The sequence below is a fragment of the Acinetobacter sp. CY05 genome, assembly GCF_059515805.1.
Window position 1 is genome coordinate 102,815 of sequence record NZ_JCAKMW010000004.1, and the last position, 18,542, is coordinate 121,356.

21 protein-coding genes are annotated in these 18,542 nt (G+C 41.6%); 20 read left to right on the forward strand and 1 reads right to left on the reverse strand.

Translation table 11 applies throughout. The annotated features are described in order from the left end of the window. Window positions 1-4: 4 nt before the first annotated feature. From AC5YCD_RS05570 to pyrF, 17 genes are all read left to right on the forward strand, one after another. On the forward strand, window positions 5-982 hold the full coding sequence (locus AC5YCD_RS05570; RefSeq protein ID WP_496129078.1) for a DNA polymerase III delta subunit-related protein: 978 nt from the start codon (window positions 5-7) through the stop codon (window positions 980-982). An 11-nt stretch (window positions 983-993) separates the two neighbouring features. Next, on the forward strand, window positions 994-1,335 hold the full coding sequence (locus AC5YCD_RS05575) for a PilZ domain-containing protein (protein WP_496129079.1): 342 nt from the start codon (window positions 994-996) through the stop codon (window positions 1,333-1,335). Between the two features lie 27 nt (window positions 1,336-1,362). Then, window positions 1,363-2,136, forward strand: coding sequence for a TatD family hydrolase (locus AC5YCD_RS05580; RefSeq protein ID WP_496129080.1), 774 nt, complete (start codon window positions 1,363-1,365; stop codon window positions 2,134-2,136). Window positions 2,137-2,170: 34 nt separating this feature from the next. Continuing rightward, window positions 2,171-2,779, forward strand: coding sequence for a TetR/AcrR family transcriptional regulator (locus tag AC5YCD_RS05585; RefSeq protein WP_496129210.1), 609 nt, complete (start codon window positions 2,171-2,173; stop codon window positions 2,777-2,779). Continuing rightward, complete coding sequence (locus AC5YCD_RS05590) at window positions 2,779-3,291, forward strand: prepilin-type N-terminal cleavage/methylation domain-containing protein (RefSeq protein ID WP_496129081.1); 513 nt, start codon at window positions 2,779-2,781, stop codon at window positions 3,289-3,291. Before AC5YCD_RS05585 ends, AC5YCD_RS05590 begins: the two co-directional genes overlap by 1 nt. Continuing rightward, window positions 3,281-3,670, forward strand: coding sequence for a type II secretion system minor pseudopilin GspI (gspI, locus tag AC5YCD_RS05595; RefSeq protein WP_496129082.1), 390 nt, complete (start codon window positions 3,281-3,283; stop codon window positions 3,668-3,670). The genes AC5YCD_RS05590 and gspI overlap by 11 nt, the downstream gene beginning before the upstream one ends. Continuing rightward, entirely contained in the window at window positions 3,657-4,250 is a 594-nt protein-coding gene (gspJ, locus tag AC5YCD_RS05600) for a type II secretion system minor pseudopilin GspJ (RefSeq protein ID WP_496129083.1), read from the forward strand. The genes gspI and gspJ overlap by 14 nt, the downstream gene beginning before the upstream one ends. Then, entirely contained in the window at window positions 4,250-5,197 is a 948-nt protein-coding gene (gene gspK / locus AC5YCD_RS05605) for a type II secretion system minor pseudopilin GspK (protein WP_496129084.1), read from the forward strand. The genes gspJ and gspK overlap by 1 nt, the downstream gene beginning before the upstream one ends. A 102-nt stretch (window positions 5,198-5,299) precedes the next feature. Further along, the gene (locus AC5YCD_RS05610; RefSeq protein WP_496129085.1) at window positions 5,300-5,896 is read left to right on the forward strand and encodes a 6-pyruvoyl trahydropterin synthase family protein; all 597 of its coding nucleotides are present in this window, start codon (window positions 5,300-5,302) and stop codon (window positions 5,894-5,896) included. A gap of 27 nt (window positions 5,897-5,923) precedes the next feature. Further along, window positions 5,924-6,637: a uracil-DNA glycosylase gene (gene ung, locus AC5YCD_RS05615; protein ID WP_496129086.1), complete on the forward strand. Its 714-nt coding sequence runs from the start codon at window positions 5,924-5,926 to the stop codon at window positions 6,635-6,637. Beyond that, a complete protein-coding gene (locus AC5YCD_RS05620) occupies window positions 6,634-7,758 on the forward strand; it encodes an enoyl-CoA hydratase/isomerase family protein (RefSeq protein WP_496129087.1) in 1,125 nt (374 codons plus the stop codon). Before ung ends, AC5YCD_RS05620 begins: the two co-directional genes overlap by 4 nt. Before the next feature lie 3 nt (window positions 7,759-7,761). Further along, entirely contained in the window at window positions 7,762-8,277 is a 516-nt protein-coding gene (gene tadA, locus AC5YCD_RS05625; protein WP_496129088.1) for a tRNA adenosine(34) deaminase TadA, read from the forward strand. 88 nt (window positions 8,278-8,365) lie between these two features. Then, complete coding sequence (gene cmk, locus AC5YCD_RS05630) at window positions 8,366-9,049, forward strand: (d)CMP kinase (protein ID WP_496129089.1); 684 nt, start codon at window positions 8,366-8,368, stop codon at window positions 9,047-9,049. Between the two features lie 109 nt (window positions 9,050-9,158). Continuing rightward, window positions 9,159-10,835 (forward strand): 30S ribosomal protein S1, encoded by a 1,677-nt coding sequence (gene rpsA / locus AC5YCD_RS05635; protein ID WP_122897953.1) that lies wholly within the window; start codon window positions 9,159-9,161, stop codon window positions 10,833-10,835. A 162-nt stretch (window positions 10,836-10,997) separates the two neighbouring features. Next, entirely contained in the window at window positions 10,998-11,303 is a 306-nt protein-coding gene (locus AC5YCD_RS05640) for an integration host factor subunit beta (RefSeq protein WP_496129090.1), read from the forward strand. Between the two features lie 18 nt (window positions 11,304-11,321). Then, window positions 11,322-11,681, forward strand: a complete 360-nt coding sequence (locus tag AC5YCD_RS05645; RefSeq protein WP_496129091.1) for a lipopolysaccharide assembly protein LapA domain-containing protein — start codon at window positions 11,322-11,324, stop codon at window positions 11,679-11,681. Between the two features lie 195 nt (window positions 11,682-11,876). Next, entirely contained in the window at window positions 11,877-12,557 is a 681-nt protein-coding gene (gene pyrF / locus AC5YCD_RS05650) for an orotidine-5'-phosphate decarboxylase (protein ID WP_496129092.1), read from the forward strand. Window positions 12,558-12,649: 92 nt separating this feature from the next. Here pyrF and AC5YCD_RS05655 read toward each other — a convergent pair whose 3' ends face one another. Continuing rightward, a complete protein-coding gene (locus AC5YCD_RS05655) occupies window positions 12,650-13,558 on the reverse strand; it encodes a LysO family transporter (protein ID WP_496129093.1) in 909 nt (302 codons plus the stop codon). Between the two features lie 167 nt (window positions 13,559-13,725). Between AC5YCD_RS05655 and AC5YCD_RS05660 the strand changes: the two genes are divergently transcribed. From AC5YCD_RS05660 to AC5YCD_RS05670, 3 genes are all read left to right on the forward strand, one after another. Next, a complete protein-coding gene (locus tag AC5YCD_RS05660; RefSeq protein WP_496129094.1) occupies window positions 13,726-14,733 on the forward strand; it encodes an AraC family transcriptional regulator ligand-binding domain-containing protein in 1,008 nt (335 codons plus the stop codon). A gap of 69 nt (window positions 14,734-14,802) precedes the next feature. After that, a complete protein-coding gene (gene zapE / locus AC5YCD_RS05665; RefSeq protein WP_496129095.1) occupies window positions 14,803-15,939 on the forward strand; it encodes a cell division protein ZapE in 1,137 nt (378 codons plus the stop codon). A 284-nt stretch (window positions 15,940-16,223) separates the two neighbouring features. Then, window positions 16,224-18,389: a malate synthase G gene (locus tag AC5YCD_RS05670; protein WP_496129096.1), complete on the forward strand. Its 2,166-nt coding sequence runs from the start codon at window positions 16,224-16,226 to the stop codon at window positions 18,387-18,389. Window positions 18,390-18,542: the final 153 nt, after the last annotated feature.

Sequence of the window (18,542 nt, forward strand, 5' to 3'; positions counted from 1 at the left end):
ATTTATGCAAGACGTTGCGCCGCAGGTCTATCCTTGGCAACAAAACCTTTGGCAAAGCCTCACCAGCCGTTTTCCCAATTTGGGGCATGGCTTACTGTTTTATGGTAAAACAGGTTCAGGTAAAGATGCGTTTGCCAAACAATTTGTGGCTTGGGTACTTTGCCAAGCGCGACAGCCGCACGCAGCCTGCGGGCAGTGTAGTAGCTGTCAATGGCTGTCTGCCCATACCCACCCCAACTATGTTTATGTGAGTACTGATGAAGAAAATAAGAAACAAAACGCGCAAATTAAGATTGAAAAGATCCGCGACCTATTACCATTTGTACAACAAACCGGCGAAGGTTGGCGGGTTATTGTTATTCAGCCGGCTGAAGCGTTAAATACGGCCGCAAGTAATGCCCTGTTAAAAACCTTAGAAGAACCGGGTGAGCAGGTATTAATTATTTTATTGGCACAACATTATCTTAAATTACCGGCCACGATTCGTAGCCGTTTACAGCATTTTGCCTTAGATCGGATCAGCCCTGAACAAGCCCAAGATTATTTAAGGCAACATTTACCCAATGCTGGGCAAAGCCAATATGATTTACTCATGAATCTGGCCAATCAAATGCCGCTACACGCTTTAGAATTGGCGGGCAGTGAATGGTTGGGGCGCCGTGCTGAGTTTTTACAAGACTGGTTAAAGCTGGTCAGCCAAAAAAACATGCCGATGCACATGGCCAATAAATGGAACAAGGCCTTGGCATTTACAGACTTTTTAATGATGTTTGAATATTTACTGGCAGATCTAACTGCTTCTAAATTGGGTCAAGCAGTTAAAAATATTGATTTGGACTTTACAGCACTTGCTGCACATTATGATTTAGAGTATCTATTTCATTTATATAGCGATCTACAACAAGCCAAACAATTGCTCAAACAAAATGTACAAAGCAATTTGCTTGTCGATCAGCTGTGTATCAAACTCATGCATGTTTAAAGGGGACAATCATGCAATCACGTATGGGCGGGATTATTCAAGCCAATATTTTAGATAAAGAAACACTCTACGCCAGCTACATGCCTTTTGTGGCAGGTGGCGGTTTATTTATTCCCTCTAAGTTACCTGTAAAATTAGGTGAAGAAGTTTTTGTGATTGCTACCTTGCCGGATAACCCACAAAAAGTACCACTGACCGGTAAAGTAGTTTGGATTTCGCAGCGTCAAAACGGCATTAGCGTACCGGGCTTTGGTATTCAACTCAGTGGTGAAAAGGGACTTTATTACAAATCAGAGGCAGAAAAATTGCTTGCGGGTATTAAGTCTGAAGGCAGGACTAGTTACACTATGTAATTGTTGATCATTACATAGGATGAGATTGTGTTTGTCGATACTCACTGTCATTTAACGCTCTTAGATTTAACCCCCTACCAAGGTGATTTAGATGCAGCATTGGCCCAAGCACGTGCTGCGGGCGTGTCTAAATTTATGAGTATCTCAGTAGATCTTGATGATCATATTGCTTTAGCGGATATCGCTGCGCGCCATGTTGATGTTGGTTATACCGTTGGGGTACATCCATGTGAAGATCCCGCTGTTATGGCGCGTGCCACCACAGAACACTTAATTGAACTGGCCTCTAAAGACAAGGTGTGGGCTTTGGGGGAAACAGGTCTAGATTATTTCCATAGTACCGATTTTATTACTGAGCAAAAACAATGTTTTGCGCGTCATATCCATGCGTCTCAAGCACTAAAAAAACCAGTTGTGGTTCATACCCGTTCAGCGAAACATGATACGGTGGATATTATTCGTGCTGAAAAATCAACGCATGGGATTTTACATTGCTTTACCGAAGATTGGGAAACTGCCAAAGCAGTGCTAGATTGTGGCTACTATGTGTCCTTCTCGGGTATTGTATCGTTTAAAAATGCGCAAGATTTACGCGATGTTGCCAAGCAGGTGCCACTCGATCGTGTTTTAATTGAAACCGATAGTCCCTATTTAGCCCCTGTACCTTATCGCGGTAAAACAAATGAGCCAAAATATGTGCCTTTTGTAGCCAAAGCGCTAAGCGATGTATATGATAAGTCGCTAGAGGAGATGGCAGAAATTACCATGCAGAACTTCAATAATCTCCTCGCGCAAAAGTAAATAAAAATTAACGGAAGAGAGAACCGCGGTGAAGATGGATCGTCAGGCACAATTTCGAGCACGTGAAGCGCTTATTTTTCAGATTGCAGAGCAATTACTGCTCGAAAATGGCGAAGCAGGGATGACCTTAGACGCATTGGCAGCCGAACTCGATCTGGCTAAAGGTACCTTATATAAGCATTTTCAAAGTAAAGATGAGCTATATATGCTGCTGATTATCCGCAATGAACGTATGTTATTTGACATGATTCGTAGCCCCAATCGGCAATTTCCTGAGCATCTAGGTTATTTTATGCTGCACCATCTTCACCACCCTGAACGCACCGTGTTGTTTCATCAAATTGAAGAGCGTTTGTCGATGACAGGACAAGGTATTCAACACTTATTTAGTGAACTGTATAAAATCCGTCGCCAACGCTTACGCATCATTATTCCCATGACCGAACAATATTTATTAGAGATCGGCAGTCGTATGTCTGGGCGTGATTATCTAGCCGCGATTTGGGCAATTACCCATGGTACAGCAGCGATTTTAAACTCCAGTTTTTATCAGCGTTATTTAGGCTCGCGAGATAGTTTAAGGATTGCCACGATTGAGCAGGCGTTGCATTTACCACAGCAAAACACAGGTGTACTGCATTAATGTCAGAGCGTGGTTTTACCTTAGTCGAAGTCATGGTTGTCATTGTGGTGATGGGGATTGTGGCATCTTTAGTGATCATGAATTTGTCAGGTGTAGAGCGGCGTAAAGCTATGCAGGCACGAGAGCTACTACTGTTTGACTTAAAGCATATTAATCATCTGGCGAATCAGCAAGCTCAAGTGTTGACCCTAGAGTTTCAGCCGCAGCAGGATGCCACCAACTACCAAGTGTTACATTATCGAGCTGAACAAAACTCAAATGAAGCGAAATGGCAACAGCTTAATGTGTTTAAAGCAAAAACTTTAACGCCAGGAATACGGGTTGAAATTACACCGATTGAGCAGTCTTATCCAAATGCTCGTAATCTAGACTTATTGGCTGACCAAGCTCCTAAATTAATGTGGTTAGGCAATGGTGAAGCGAAACCTGCCCGTATTCAATTGTATTTTGAAGAGCAAGCTTTAGGTCAAGAAATTGAAATTGATTACTTAGGGAAAGTGCATGAACGTTAAGGGCTTTACCCTACTTGAGGTGATGGTAGCATTGGCGATCTTTGCGCTTGCTGCGATGGCACTGACCAAAGTGGCTATGCAATATACCCAAGCCACCAGTCATGCGGTGTTACGTAGCAAAGCCCAATTTGTGGCCATGAACGAAGTGGCCCGTATGGAAATTCAACAAGAATGGCTCACAGGTACGGCATCCAATCAAATTGAGGAACAAGGCGAAACATGGCAGATTGATAAAACCAGTCAAACCACCCTCAGCCCCAATGTACAACGTATTGAAGTCAAGGTCAGCTTATATGATCAAGAGGCCAGCAAAGTGACAGGGCAAATCACCCAATTGAGTTTTTTTAATTATAGGCAAGCGCAAAATGGCAGCTCGTAACGGTTTTACTTTGGTTGAGCTGTTAGTAGCCATTGCAATTTTTGCGGTTCTCTCAGCTTTGGGTTGGCAGGTTTTTGATTATTTAAATAAAGTCAAAACACGTAATGTAGTACATGAAGCTGCTTTAGAACAATTGCAAGCCAGCTATCAACAGCTATTAAAAGATACTACTCAAATGATACCGATTGCTCCCCAGATCCAAGGTGAAATTCAGCCCGCACTGCAGTTGCAAGATGGCCGTTTGAGCTTCACCAAAACAGGAGTCACTGATCCCTTGCAGCAAGGTCTGCTTGCGCAGGAACGTATTGAATATCGTTATGATGCCACAGCGCAAAAATTATATCGTTTAAAGTATCAGCATGTGCATAAAGATGGACAATTACAGCCGATTTCGAGTGAACTGCTCACTCAAGTTGAGGATTTTAAAGTGCTGTTGCTGAATCCAGAGATGATTAACACATGGCCACAAAATCCGCAGCAAACCACAGCTTTACCGCGCGGCTTAGAGGTTCAACTGAAAGTGCAAGGCACTGAATATTTATGGCGTTTTAGCTTAATGCCACATCAAGGAAGCAGCTAATGCAAAGGCAGCGTGGAATTGCTTTAATTACCATCTTAATGATGGTGGCTTTGGCCACTATTTTGGCGGCAGGTATTGCCAAACAGCAAGGGGCTACTGCACAGGGTACCCAAAGCCTGATGCAGCAAAATCAGGCATTACTCTATGCCAAAAGTGCGGAAGCTTTTTTTTCTGAATTATTAATTGATGATGCAAAAAATGCTGCGGAGCTGGATCATTTACAAGAAACTTGGGCACAGCCCATGCCGCCATTTCCAGTCGATGGTGGATTGGTGACGGGGCGCTTAGAAGATCAAAATGCCAAGTTTAATCTCAATAGTTTGGTGCAAGCAGATGGTGAAAAAATTAACCCTGCTGCGCAAGCCTGGTGTATACGTGTTTTGCAGCATGCTAATTTGGCACCAGAGTTGGTTGAAGCGCTCATTGATTGGCAAGATCAAAATGATGAGCTAACTGGAACCATGGGTGCTGAAAGTGGTTATTATCAAAGTTTAGGCCAAGGCTATCTCGCACCCAATCAGGCTTTAACAGATGTGGCTGAGCTAAAACAAATCCGTGGTTTTGATCAGCAGCATTATCAGGTATTAAAACCCTATGTGGCGGCCTATCCGCGTGAGCAAAAGGTCAATGTCAACACCGCATCTGCTTGGTTACTTAGCACTATTGACCCTAAACTTAAACTGAGTGAGGTAGAAAACCTATTAACCCAGCGCCGTGGTCAACTCAAACATTGGCAAAACTTAAATGAATTTTGGCAAACGCCGCCTTTTGATCAAGTTGATCCTGCAATACAAAGTCAGATGAATAGCTTGCTTGCTGTACAATCCAATAGTTTCTTAGGCTTGGTTGAGATTGAGTTTTCAGGCTATAAACGTTATATGCAAAGTCAATTGCAACGCGATGGGCAGAATATTCGGGTGTTATCTCGTAGTCTAGCACCGTTTTAATAGCCTTTCCCGATGCAGGCAAACAGGAAAATAAATGCCCAGTCTGAGTGTTTTGCTTTATAATCTAAATAAATTCACAAATTTTGGATCCTATTACGACATATGTTAATTCGTAAATTATTTAAGTTCGAAAATGCCCATATTGTCCGTAATTGCACCTCGGATCGTTGCAAACGTTCAATTCATGGACATAGCTATAAAGTGGAATTACTGCTCAAAGCCTCAAAACTTGATCATGGGCAAATGGTCTATGACTTTGGTTTACTCAAAGGCGTGATTAAAGATTTATATGATGCATTTGATCATGCCATTTGTTTTTGGCAGCATGATGATGCTGAGTATATTCAAGCCTGCAAAACCTTTAGTGCGCGTTGGGTGGCTTTACCTGTATCACCCTCAGCTGAACAATTCTCCCGTATTTTCTTTTATCTTGCGCAACAGGTCTTGGCTTCAACCATTACTCAAAATGGCGAAGGCGATGTAGAGGTCTATTCAGTGATTGTGCACGAAACCGACACTGGCTATGCACAAAGCTTTTTAGAAGACATTAATAATGCACAAATGGGTGAATTACGTTTAGAAGATGTTGTGTTTTCTGCACAAATTCAAAGCGAATGGACTGATCCTGAGATGTATGAAAAACTTAAAGCGGGTCAAGCTTTCCAAAACCCACCGGTTGAACTTCAAGTTAAACTTTAATTTTCCTGCATCTTTATGGATATCATCATGTCTTTGACTGAGCAACAACAAGCAAAATTGGACAAAGTTCAGTTAGATCACAGCTGGAAGGTGGCGCTGAGTGAATTTTTACTCAGTCCTAAAATGGATGAACTCAAACAATTTTTAGTGCAGGAAAAGCAGGCGGATAAAATCATTTATCCACCCAGCTCACTGATTTTTAATGCGCTTAACACTACACCACTAGATCAAGTGAAAGTGGTGATTTTAGGTCAAGATCCGTACCATGGGCCCAATCAAGCCCATGGTTTAAGTTTTTCTGTACAAAGAGGGGTTGCAATACCGCCATCTTTGCGTAATATTTTCCATGAGTTACACGCTGATTTAGGCGTAGATATTCCTAAACATGGCAATTTAACCCAATGGGCTGAGCAAGGGGTATTGTTGTTAAATGCAGTACTTACCGTCGAGGCAGGACAGCCGACATCACATCAAAAACGTGGTTGGGAAGATTTTACTGACCACGTGATTGATGTCTTGAATCAGCAGCGCGAGCATATTGTGTTTATTCTTTGGGGCGCATATGCACAGCGTAAGGGACAACGTATTCATTCAGATAAGCATTTGGTGTTAAAAGCGGCACATCCGTCGCCATTGGCAGCCAATCGTGGTGGTTTTTTTGGATGCAAAGCGTTTTCAAAAACAAATAATTATTTAACACAACATGGCATTGAGCCGATCAATTGGCAGCTGGACGCATGACATATTCTCCCTTAACAAAAGATTATCATCCCGATTTAATTGTAGAACAAGCTGCCAATGGCTGGCGTATTGTACGTTTAAATCGTCCTAAATCTTTACATGCTTTGGATGAAAGCATTGTTTCAGCTTTACTGGCTGTATTCCAAGATTTTCACCATGACGATAACGTCAAAGCCATTTGGTTAGATTCCACCACCCCTAAAGCCTTTTGCGCCGGTGGTGACGTACGTAAATTACGTCAATTGGTCATTAATGACGAAGTGGATGTAGCCAATAAATTCTTTGAGCAAGAGTACGCACTGGATGCTTTATTACATAATTACGCCAAGCCTGTATTGGTTTGGGGCGAAGGTTATGTGATGGGCGGCGGTTTAGGCCTATTTATGGCGGCACCGTTTCGTTTAGTAACGCCATATTCACGTCTAGCTATGCCAGAGATTAATATTGGTTTGTATCCTGATGTAGGTGCAACGCGTTTCTTAGCGGATCGTGGCGCTATTGGTCTATTTACCGGTTTAACGGGTTCAATCATGACCTCAGCGGGTGCTTATGGGATTGGCTGGGCCACCCATATTTGTGATGCACATCGTGACAAAGTCTTAGATAAAATGGTGAATATCGACTGGGATCATTATCCAGCAGGTGATTTCCGCGCCATTGATGACACTTTAAATAGTATGCATCGTCCAGTAGGCCCTGGGCCATTACAAAATTCTTTAGATGTGATTCAAAGTGTCTGTCGCGGGCTGAATTTTGAGCACGATTATGAATCGATTATTGGTTTAAGCGATGCGCGTAGCGATTGGTTACGTCAGGCCAGTGAAAATCTACAAAAAGGCTCACCAGCAACAGCGGCTTTAACTTGGTTGCTATGGCAATGGGGTAAACAAGATCATTCTTGGACTGAAGTCTTTGAGTTAGAACGTCAAATTTCAGCTTGGAAGATCCGCCATCCTGACTTTGTTGAAGGCGTGCGTGCGCGTTTAGTTGATAAAGACTTAGCACCTGAATGGCAAAAAGGCACGGATTTATCCTTAAAAGGCATTTTAAGTGCTCATCCACCTGTTACTGATATTCAAAGCTGGAATGATTTGCTTCAACATTATGGTGTGATTGCCTAAGCCATGAGCGATGTAATCAAAACAGATGAACAATGGATGCAGCTTGCTTACGAGCAGGCTGCATATGCTGCAAGTTTGGGTGAAATTCCCGTAGGTGCGGTGTTGGTCAGTCAAAATCAAATTATTGGCACAGGCTTTAACACCCCAATTGCAGCCAATGACCCAACCGCACATGCCGAAATTCAAGCCATTCGCATGGCCTGTCAAAATATACAGAACTATCGGTTACCCGAAGATGCGGTTTTATATGTGACCTTAGAGCCATGCACTATGTGTGTAGGGGCATTAATTCATGCCCGTGTTCAACGCGTGGTCTTTGGAGCAACAGAACCTAAAGCTGGCGCTTTAGGCAGTGCGCGGGATTTATTTGCCACAGGCTATTACAATCATGTCTTTCAAGTCGATGCAGGCTGTCTAGCTGAACAGTGTTCAACACAATTAAGTGCCTTTTTTAAAATGCGCCGTGAACAAAAACGTGAACAAAAACGTCAGCAACAACAAGCCTCAGATTTAATTTAGCCGTATACTGATCGTGTCGCATCATTTTGATTTTTGTCCCATTAAACTTGGCAATGTCATTCTAGTTAACCAGCAAAATGGAAACACCATGAGCGTTAAAATTATTACTATTGATGGTCCAAGTGGCTCTGGTAAAGGCACACTGGCTGCCAAACTCGCTGCCCATTATCAATTCCATTTATTGGACTCAGGTGCTTTGTACCGTCTGTTAGGTTTAGCTCTACAGCAAAAGCAGCTTTTAGAATCTTTAGATACACACTTGCAACAATGTATTGAAATTGCAACAGCTTTAGATATTGAATTTAAGACGAGTGCTCAAGGAATTCAGGTACTCCTAAACGCTGAAGATGTGTCACACACTATTCGCACAGAACGTGTGGGGGAATTTGCTTCAAAAGTTGCAGCGATTCCTGAACTTAGAACAGCCCTTTTGACACGTCAACATGCTTTTGCCCAAGCCCCAGGCTTAGTGGCAGACGGACGTGATATGGCAACAGCCATTTTCCCACAGGCCCAAGCCAAAATTTATTTGACTGCATCGGCTGAATCTCGTGCATCACGCCGTGTAAAACAGTTGCAGGCAATGGGGCTGGATGTTAAAATAAACGACATTTTAGCTAATATCGTCGCCCGCGATAAAAGAGATATGGAGCGCCTCGTGGCTCCACTTAGACCCGCGGATGATGCATACATCATCGATAGCTCTGATTTAAGCATTGATGAGGTATTTGCACTGATGACCACTTATGTGGATCAGCGCTTAGCCAATTAACCTATTTGTTACAGCAGAAGCATAGCTTGATCAGTTTATATGGACTATGTAGACGTTTTATTAAACCGGCCTTGTCTGATCCAAGACCGCTGACTTTATCGGAAATATCATGACCGAATCTTTTGCAGCCCTCTTTGAAGAAAGCGAATTAAACCTCAACGTTGAAAAGGGTGCAGTCATCCAAGGCGTTGTAGTAAGCATCGACTCTGACTGGGTAACAGTTGACACTGGCCTTAAATCTGAAGGCATCGTTGACCGCGCTGAATTCTTAAACGACCAACGTGAGCTTGAAGTTGCTGTTGGCGACACAGTTGATGTTGTTGTTGAAGCACTTGACAACGGTATGGGTCAAACTGTTCTTTCTCGCGAAAAAGCTAAACGCGCTGAGACTTGGACTAAACTTGAAAAAATCTTTGAAGACGGCGAAATCGTTACTGGTGTTATCTCTGGTAAAGTTAAAGGCGGTTTCACTGTTGACATCGGTCCAGTACGTGCGTTCCTTCCAGGTTCTTTAGTTGATACTCGTCCTATTCGTGATACGACTCACTTAGAAGGCAAAGAGTTAGAATTTAAAGTAATCAAACTTGACGCTAAACGTAACAACGTTGTTGTTTCACGTCGTGCTGTTATGGAAGCTGAATCTTCAGCTGACCGTGAAGCGCTTCTTGCTCAGCTTGAAGAAGGCCAAACAGTTACTGGTACAATCAAAAACCTTACTGACTACGGCGCGTTCGTTGACCTTGGCGGTATCGACGGTCTTCTTCACATTACTGATATGGCTTGGAAACGCATCAAGCACCCTTCAGAAGTTGTGGAAGTGGGTCAAGAAGTTACTGTTAAAGTACTTAAATTCGACCGCGAACGTAACCGCGTATCTTTAGGCCTTAAGCAATTAGGCGAAGATCCATGGTTAGCGATCATGAGCCGTTACCCTAAAGGTTCTATCGTTAAAGCACGTGTTACTAACTTAACTGACTACGGCTGTTTCGCAGAAATCGCTGAAGGCGTTGAAGGTCTAGTACACGTTTCTGAAATGGACCACACAAACAAAAACATCCACCCATCTAAAGTAGTTCAGATTGGTGACGAAGTTGATGTTATGGTTCTTGAAGTAGACGAAGAACGTCGTCGTATTTCTCTTGGTATCAAACAAACTCGTGCTAACCCATGGGAAGAGTTTGCTAAAAATCATGACAAAGGCGAGAAAGTATCAGGTACAATCAAGTCTATCACTGACTTCGGTATCTTCATCGGTTTACCAGGCGGTATCGATGGTCTAGTTCACTTGTCTGATATTTCTTGGAACGAACAAGGCGAAGAAGCAATTCGTCGTTACAAGAAAGGTGACACAGTTGAAGCGGTTATCTTGTCTGTAGACGCTGAAGGCAACCGTATCAGCCTTGGCATCAAGCAAATGAACAGCGATCCGTTCAACGACTTCTTAGCTGCTAACGAACGCGGTGCGCTTGTTAAAGGTACTGTAACTGCTGTTGACGCTCGTGGCGCAACTGTTAAGTTAGCTGACGAAGTTGAAGCAACTTTAAAAGCATCTGAAATCAACCGCGACCGCGTTGAAGATGCAACTAAGTTCCTTGAAGTTGGTCAAGAAGTTGAAGCGAAAATCATCAACGTAGATCGTAAATCTCGCTCTATCAACTTGTCTATCAAAGCGAAAGACGAAGCTGAAGAGAAAGAAGCTGTTGCCAACTTAAAAACTGCAACAACTGCTCAAGACAACGGTCCTAAGACGATCGGTGATTTGATCAAAGCTCAAATGAACCACTAATGTGTATGGGTAAATTGTATTGTTAATGTAATTTAAGCAATACTTTTTACACAAATACTATAAACGGTAGCGTAGTATTCACTTATTGCGCTACCGTTTTGTATTTAAACAGGTTATTATCTTTTTAAGTTAAAAGTAGCTTGATAATTAAAGAGGTCGATGATGACTACAGAAGCACTTAATAAGTCTGACTTAATAGAGCGAATCTCTCTCAAAAACCCACACTTAGCTGAACCCCTTGTGGAAGAAGCGGTGAAAATTATGATTGACCAAATGATTGCAGCTTTATCATCGGACAATCGTATCGAAATTCGTGGTTTTGGTAGTTTTGCTTTGCACCACCGTGAGCCGCGTGTAGGTCGTAACCCGAAAACAGGTAAATCGGTAGAGGTGGCAGCTAAAGCAGTGCCACATTTCAAACCTGGTAAGGCATTACGTGATGCTGTGAATGAATCTGCCAATCAATAAAATTCCGTAGGGGTGTCTATGCGTTACGTTTTAGTCGTTTTATTGCTGGTTGTTTTTGGTTATTCCTTAGCATTGGTATTGCAAAATAGTACAGAGCTATCAGTAGATTTACTCTTTACTCAAGTTCCAGCAATGCGCTTAGGTTTGTTGCTCCTAATCACCTTAGGATTGGGCATCACTTTAGGCTTGCTTATCGGTGTACAAGTATTTCGTGTATTCCAAAATAATTGGGAAATTAAACGATTACGTAAAGACATTGAACATCTACGCAAAGAACAAATTCAAGTGGCTCAAGCTGCAGCTGCAGATGCTGCTGCCCATACGCGACATGAAAAAACTGTTTTAGATATTCATTCTGAAGATCGTCCATCGGTGTAAAGAATTTTCGCTAAAATATTTTGCTTTGGTGTATCACCAAAAACAATAAAAAAATCACACTCTAAGGTGAAAACGTTAGAGTGTTTTTTTTTGATAATTTTTTATAAAGCAAATAGATAATTTTGCCACCATGCTTGAGCTTGGCTTAATAAGCTTTATAATGCGTCTAATTTGTTTTTTAAAAGGGTAAGTCTCTTGAGTATTATCGTTGCATTAGATGCCAAAAGCCAATATGACGCTTTAACTATTGCCGAACAACTTGACCCTACTTTATGTCGTGTCAAAGTTGGTAAAGAGTTATTTACCCATGAAGGTCCAAGTGTGGTTAAAGCCTTACATCAACAAGGTTTTGAAGTGTTTTTGGATCTTAAATTTCATGATATTCCAAATACTACTGCACAGGCAGTGTGTGCTGCAGCGGATATGGGCGTCTGGATGGTGAATGTGCACGCTTCAGGTGGACGTCAAATGATGGAAACTTGTGTTGAGCGTTTAAAAGCAGGTAACTACAACACACAGCTGATTGCTGTGACTGTATTAACATCAATGGGCCGTGAAGATCTCAAAGATTTAGGTTTGGATATTGAACCTTTTGAACATGTCAAACGCTTAGCAAGTCTTACCAAAGACAGTGGTTTAGATGGGGTGGTATGTTCAGCGCAAGAAGCAAAAATGCTACGTGATACTTTAGGGCAAGATTTTGCCTTAGTCACACCTGGCATCCGTCCTGCAGGTTCAGCAGCTGATGACCAAAAACGTATTGTGACCCCTAAACAAGCCATGCTCGATGGTTCAACGCATTTGGTTATTGGTCGCCCGATTACCAAATCTGAAAATATGCGTCAGACTCTAAAAGATATTTTAGCGACATTGTAAAAACCCTTTCCAACCTCCCTTTTTCAAAGGGAGGAAATTGCCTCTTTGATAAAGAGGGATTTAGAGAGATTTTAAATGTAGGGATGATTCAATCAAATCGCCGCTAAAACACTCACCGCAATTGGGGCAAGTATAGATAACAGAAATCCACTGACCATGGCATGTGGAATAAAATCATGACCACAAGCTTGTTTGACCATAGGTAAGGTTACATCCATTGCGGTTGCACCTGCAGAGGCAATTGCAGCACGCGGATAACGCCAACCCACACAATACATCAGTAAAATGGCAAATATTTCTCTAAATAAATCATTGATTAAGGCAATACTACCTAATTCAGCCCCCTTTAATTCACTAATGACAATGCCTGACATCGAGTAAAAGCCATAGCCTTGCGAAAATAATAAGGCATCTTGAAAAGTCAATTGCTCTAGCAGCAGATAACTGATGTAGGCACCAAAAATTGAACCGACAATACACGCTAAGGGCACCAGTAAAATTTTCCAATTTAGCCATGAGCGATTAAGAGGTGTGTAGGCGAGGTCTAAACCAATCAATAACATAAAGGCTAGCAATAACCACCAACTATTGATGTGTAGGCTTAACTGCGATAGTTCAGCATAATAAGCGATTAAAATACCTAACATTAAAGCTAAAAGCGCATAACTAATATTCAATAGTGAGCTGAGCACTAAGGATAAATTAACGCGACCATGGTTGGTTTGATACCCCAAGGCTTTAAAACACAAGTAGCAGCACATAAATGCACCTAGAGAGGTGCTAGCGGCTAAGGTCAAGGCAGGGCGCAAAATGACATCTAAATTTGGTATGGCATGTAAGGCTTGAAAAAACTCAATCGCGATCGCGACTAATAGCATATAACTAAAATAAGGCAGTATTTTAAAAGCAAGTGTTTTGATGAGGGCCGGAAGTTTGTCTGCCAATATAAAACCCAAGCTTAAACACAACAGCAATTGCAAAATCAGCCACACAGAGTACATAAAAAGCGCAAAAAAATAATCTAGGCTTATGATACTTAGCTCGAGCAGCCGATGAAATAGTTTTGTATATAGATTGAGCAGTTAAACTTAAAAGTGATCATTTCGGCAATGTTCAAACACCCTAAAATAGCGTAAAAACGTAAGTGTTGTTTAGCTGTGGCAAAATTATGAAGAGATCGATTTTAGGGCTGATGTACTTAATTCAAGGCATGCGTAAGGCAGGTCTAGAGGTTGATCCTAAGTTACATGCAGTAGGCTTAAGGGCTGAAGCTTTAGAAAGCAGTGCAGTGATTCATCCAAGTCTAGAGTGGAATTTGCTACAAGTCGTGGGCAAAAACGTCAATCCTGCTTTGGGTCTATGGATTGGGCAACACTATAATTTAGTGGGTTATGGACCCTTGCTCATGTTGCTAGTGACCAGCGCGAGGATAGAGATTGCCTTAGAAAAAGCGGTTGAATATCAACGCTTAACACATTTGACTGGTGAACTAAGTTTGCGTTATGAAGCTGACCGGGTAGGTCTATGTTATGTGCCAGAACAGCTGAATACCGACTTAGGCTTACTAAGTGCCCATTGTGAAATCTCCAGTACCTTTAAGTTTTTATCAGACCTGTACAAAACCATGGGTTTAAAGGTGCCCAAATTTGCCATTGAGTTGCCATTTTTTGCCCCTGAAACCGACGAACTCATGGAAAATTATGCCCGTGTTTATGGTGAGAATTTAATTTTTGACCGTGGTGAAGCAGTTTTTTGGTGTGATCGTGCAGTTTTAGATAAGAAGATTCCCTCAGCAGATGCCATGACCTTTAAAACCTATGAACATAAGTGCATAAGTGAGATGAATCGGTTAAAAATTGATGAAAAAGAACCGGTTTTACTGCAACGGGTGTATGACTATTTAAAGTTACAACAAGGCATGTTGCCAAGCATGGCACAAACGGCACACGTGTTACAAATTCCAGAGCGTACGTTAAGACATCAATTACAACAGCTAGGGAGGAGTTATAAAGATATTCGTGAACAAATTATGAAAGATAAAGCCTTAGAATTAATTGAATATAAAGAATATTCCATAGAAATGATTGCTGAGCTGTTAGGTTATTCAGAGCCAGCTGCTTTTAATCATGCGTTTAAACGTTGGTTTGGACAAAGTCCGCGCCAATACCATAAATAAGCCAAAGTGTTATAGCACAATGCTGAATCTTGGTTATACTCCTTTAAGCTCAAAATAGTATGCAATGATATGTCTGACTTAACTTCAAACCCATTATCGCCCGCAGAGCGCTATGCCCAAGCTTTAGCGTCTGGGCAGTTTATGCCTGATGAGGCGCAAGCACAGGCTGTGCATGAGTTAGATCGTGTGTGGCAAGAACTGATCCAACGTTATAAAGCCGCAAAAAAACCATTTGCACGCTTTCGTCGTCAAACTGCACCACAAGGCGTATATATGTGGGGTGGGGTTGGACGTGGTAAAACTTGGTTGATGGATCAATTTTATAATGCTGTCCCATTTCGTCGTAAAACCCGTATGCACTTCCATCACTTTATGCAATATGTGCATAAAGAGCTGAATAAATTATCGGGTCAGCAAAACCCATTAGATATCGTTGCTGATCAAATCTATAAAGATGCTGTGATTATTTGTTTTGATGAATTTTTCGTGTCTAATGTGACTGATGCGATGATCTTAAGTGATTTATTCCAAAAATTATTTAAGCGTGGCATTACTTTAGTGGCAACGTCCAATATTGCACCCGATGGTTTATATAAGAATGGGATTCATCGTGATCGTTTTCTGCCAACCATTGAAATGGTTAAGCAAAACTGTGTGATTTTAAACGTAGATGCTGGTGTAGATTATCGTTTACGGGTGTTAAAACAAGCACAACTATTTAAATATCCATTGAATCCCGAACATGAAGCATGGATGCAACAACGTTTTGATGCCCTGACGCAAACACAAGCTAAATCTAGCGATGATATTGTGATTAATAATCGTCAGGTGAAAACGATTTGTCATACTGAAGATGTGTTGTGGTGTGATTTTGCTGATTTATGCTTAAAACCACGTAGCCCAGCCGATTTTATTGAAATTGCCAATATTTATAATACTGTGTTGGTGAGTAATATTCCGCATTTGACCGATTATTTGGCCGATGGTACGCGTCGCTTTATTTATTTGGTCGATGAATTTTATGATCGCGGTGTAAAATTATTACTGACTTCAGAAGATAATATTATTGAGATTTATTCAGGTGAAAAACTTGCCTTTGAGATTGAACGTACCCGTTCACGTTTACTTGAAATGCAGTCCGATGATTACTTAAATGCGGCACATCGACAAATTCAAGATAATAATCCTGAAAAAGCCGAAGTCTAAAATTAAGCGCCTACGGGCGCTTTTCTTTACTTGTAGCATGTAAATAAATCTAAAAAATTGCGTTATCGATGGTTTTTTGAACGAAAATCTGAACTTAAGTCTAATTTAGACATTTCAAAAACTTTATACACTATAAAAGAGCATTCATTCTGATGATGTTAATAAATCAATACTGTGTTTAAAAAATGCCCATTATTTTGTTTATTAATAATCCTATTCAGAACGGTATAAATGGGTATACTCGGAAGCTCTTGGAATAAAAAATAGCAATATCAGGAAAGACAATGACTGCACGTATTCAAAAAGGCAAGTTAGCGATTGCTAAAGAACTTTACGATTTCATCGAAAATGAAGCACTACCAGGTTCAGGTCTCGACAGTGAGACTTATTGGAGCAACTTCGAACAAGTCGTTGTCGATCTTAGTCCAAAAAACACAGCACTCTTGGCTAAGCGTGACCAAATTCAAGCACAAATTGATGAATGGCACCGTAATAACACTTTTGAATTAGAAGCTTACAAAGCCTTCTTAACTGAAATTGGCTACTTATTACCAGAAGTAGAAGATTTCCAAATTACCACAGAAAATGTCGACGAAGAAATTGCGACCATTGCAGGCCCACAGCTGGTTGTACCTGTACGTAATGCACGTTACTGCTTAAACGCTGCCAATGCACGTTGGGGTTCTTTATACGATGCACTTTACGGTTTTGACGTAATCTCGGAAGAAGATGGTGCAGAAAAAACCAAAGGCTACAACCCAAAACGCGGCGAAAAAGTAATTGCCTTTGCAAAAAACTACTTAGACGAAACTTTCCCTTTAGCGAATGGTTCACATGCCGATGCAACCCAATATACTGTTGAAGGCAATGCATTGGTTGTAAGCTTAAAAGATGGCTCTACAACTACAATTGCTGATGCATCTAAATTTGTGGGCTTTAATGGCGATGCTGCTGCACCAACAGAAGTTGTGCTTAAAAACAACGGTCTACATGCAATTATTCAAATTGATGCATCAAGCGCAATTGGTCAAACAGACGCGGCTGGCGTAAAAGACGTTGTATTAGAAGCTGCTGTAACTACGATTCAAGACTTAGAAGACTCAGTTGCTGCGGTTGATGCTGAAGAGAAAGTAGAAGGCTACCGCAACTGGTTAGGCTTAATGCGCGGTACTTTAGAAGAGTCTATTGAGAAAAATGGTAAAACAGTTACCCGTAAACTCAATGCTGATCGCACTTTCAAAAACCTTGAGGGTGGCGAAACTAAAGTTCACGGTCGTTCATTAATGTTGTTGCGTAATGTCGGCCATTTGATGACCAATCCTGCAATCCTTGTAGATGGTCAAGAAATCTACGAAGGTATTATGGATGCGTTAGTAACACCGTTATTAACCATTGCGGACATCCGTGGCGAAAACACGATTAAGAACTCGCGTAAAGGTTCAATGTATATCGTGAAGCCAAAAATGCATGGTCCTGAAGAAGTGGCATTTGCGGTAGAACTGTTTGAACGTGCTGAACAAGCGCTTGGTCTACCTGCCAAGTCAATCAAAATTGGGATCATGGATGAAGAACGTCGTACATCTGTGAACTTAAAAAACTGTATCGCGCAAGCCAAAGATCGTACCATCTTCATTAATACAGGTTTCATGGACCGTACTGGTGATGAAATTCATACCTTTATGGAAGCAGGTCCATTCGTACGTAAAGGCGAAATCAAAGGTCAAATTTGGTTCCCAGCCTATGAAAACCGCAACGTCATGGTGGGTTTACAAACAGGTCTACGTGGTAAAGCGCAAATTGGTAAAGGCATGTGGCCAAAACCAGACATGCTGCTTGATATGTACAAAACTAAAACTGAACATCCAGAAGCGGGTGCAAGCTGTGCATGGGTACCATCACCAACAGGTGCGGTGATTCACGCGATTCACTACCATCAAATTAATGTGGCAAACCGTCAGCAAGAACTTCTTGCAACAGAAGCATTGCCATTAGATGACTTATTGACACCACCACTTGCCAAAGACACCAATTGGACAGAAGAAGAAAAGCTCAAAGAGCTTGAAAACAACTGCCAAGGTATTTTAGGTTATGTGGTACGTTGGGTTGACCTTGGTGTTGGTTGTTCTAAAGTGCCGGATATCAACGATGTTGGCTTAATGGAAGACCGTGCAACTTTACGTATTTCTTCACAGCATGTGGCGAACTGGTTACGTCACGGTATTGTAACCCGTGCACAAGTTGAAGAAGTAATGCAACGTATGGCAAAAATCGTGGATGAGCAAAATGCCAATGATCCACTTTATACGCCAATGTCGGCTGACCTTGCCAATAACATCGCATTCCAAGCAGCCTCTGATTTAATTTTCAAAGGTGGTGAACAACCTGCTGGTTACACCGAGCCACTACTACACGCAGCGCGTTTAAAATTAAAAGGTTATACAGGTGACTAAACCTATGTAATTTAAAAAGCCTCTTCGGAGGCTTTTTTTATGCCTTGCGTATCACTGTTTAGCAATATGTATAAACAGGTAATAAATCGTGGCGGAGGTAGGCAGGTTTTTTCAGCTTCTGTTAAAGTGATGGCAGATCAAAATAAGGACTAT

Coding starts and splice junctions, on each gene's coding strand:
- AC5YCD_RS05570 (WP_496129078.1), top strand. CDS start 5: ATGCAAGACGTTGCGCCGCAGGTCTATCCTTGGCAACAAAACCTTTGG.
- AC5YCD_RS05575 (WP_496129079.1), top strand. CDS start 994: ATGCAATCACGTATGGGCGGGATTATTCAAGCCAATATTTTAGATAAA.
- AC5YCD_RS05585 (WP_496129210.1), top strand. CDS start 2,171: ATGGATCGTCAGGCACAATTTCGAGCACGTGAAGCGCTTATTTTTCAG.
- AC5YCD_RS05590 (WP_496129081.1), top strand. CDS start 2,779: ATGTCAGAGCGTGGTTTTACCTTAGTCGAAGTCATGGTTGTCATTGTG.
- gspI (WP_496129082.1), top strand. CDS start 3,281: ATGAACGTTAAGGGCTTTACCCTACTTGAGGTGATGGTAGCATTGGCG.
- gspJ (WP_496129083.1), top strand. CDS start 3,657: ATGGCAGCTCGTAACGGTTTTACTTTGGTTGAGCTGTTAGTAGCCATT.
- gspK (WP_496129084.1), top strand. CDS start 4,250: ATGCAAAGGCAGCGTGGAATTGCTTTAATTACCATCTTAATGATGGTG.
- AC5YCD_RS05610 (WP_496129085.1), top strand. CDS start 5,300: ATGTTAATTCGTAAATTATTTAAGTTCGAAAATGCCCATATTGTCCGT.
- ung (WP_496129086.1), top strand. CDS start 5,924: ATGTCTTTGACTGAGCAACAACAAGCAAAATTGGACAAAGTTCAGTTA.
- AC5YCD_RS05620 (WP_496129087.1), top strand. CDS start 6,634: ATGACATATTCTCCCTTAACAAAAGATTATCATCCCGATTTAATTGTA.
- tadA (WP_496129088.1), top strand. CDS start 7,762: ATGAGCGATGTAATCAAAACAGATGAACAATGGATGCAGCTTGCTTAC.
- cmk (WP_496129089.1), top strand. CDS start 8,366: ATGAGCGTTAAAATTATTACTATTGATGGTCCAAGTGGCTCTGGTAAA.
- rpsA (WP_122897953.1), top strand. CDS start 9,159: ATGACCGAATCTTTTGCAGCCCTCTTTGAAGAAAGCGAATTAAACCTC.
- AC5YCD_RS05640 (WP_496129090.1), top strand. CDS start 10,998: ATGACTACAGAAGCACTTAATAAGTCTGACTTAATAGAGCGAATCTCT.
- AC5YCD_RS05645 (WP_496129091.1), top strand. CDS start 11,322: ATGCGTTACGTTTTAGTCGTTTTATTGCTGGTTGTTTTTGGTTATTCC.
- AC5YCD_RS05655 (WP_496129093.1), bottom strand. CDS start 13,558: ATGTACTCTGTGTGGCTGATTTTGCAATTGCTGTTGTGTTTAAGCTTG.
- AC5YCD_RS05660 (WP_496129094.1), top strand. CDS start 13,726: ATGAAGAGATCGATTTTAGGGCTGATGTACTTAATTCAAGGCATGCGT.
- zapE (WP_496129095.1), top strand. CDS start 14,803: ATGTCTGACTTAACTTCAAACCCATTATCGCCCGCAGAGCGCTATGCC.
- AC5YCD_RS05670 (WP_496129096.1), top strand. CDS start 16,224: ATGACTGCACGTATTCAAAAAGGCAAGTTAGCGATTGCTAAAGAACTT.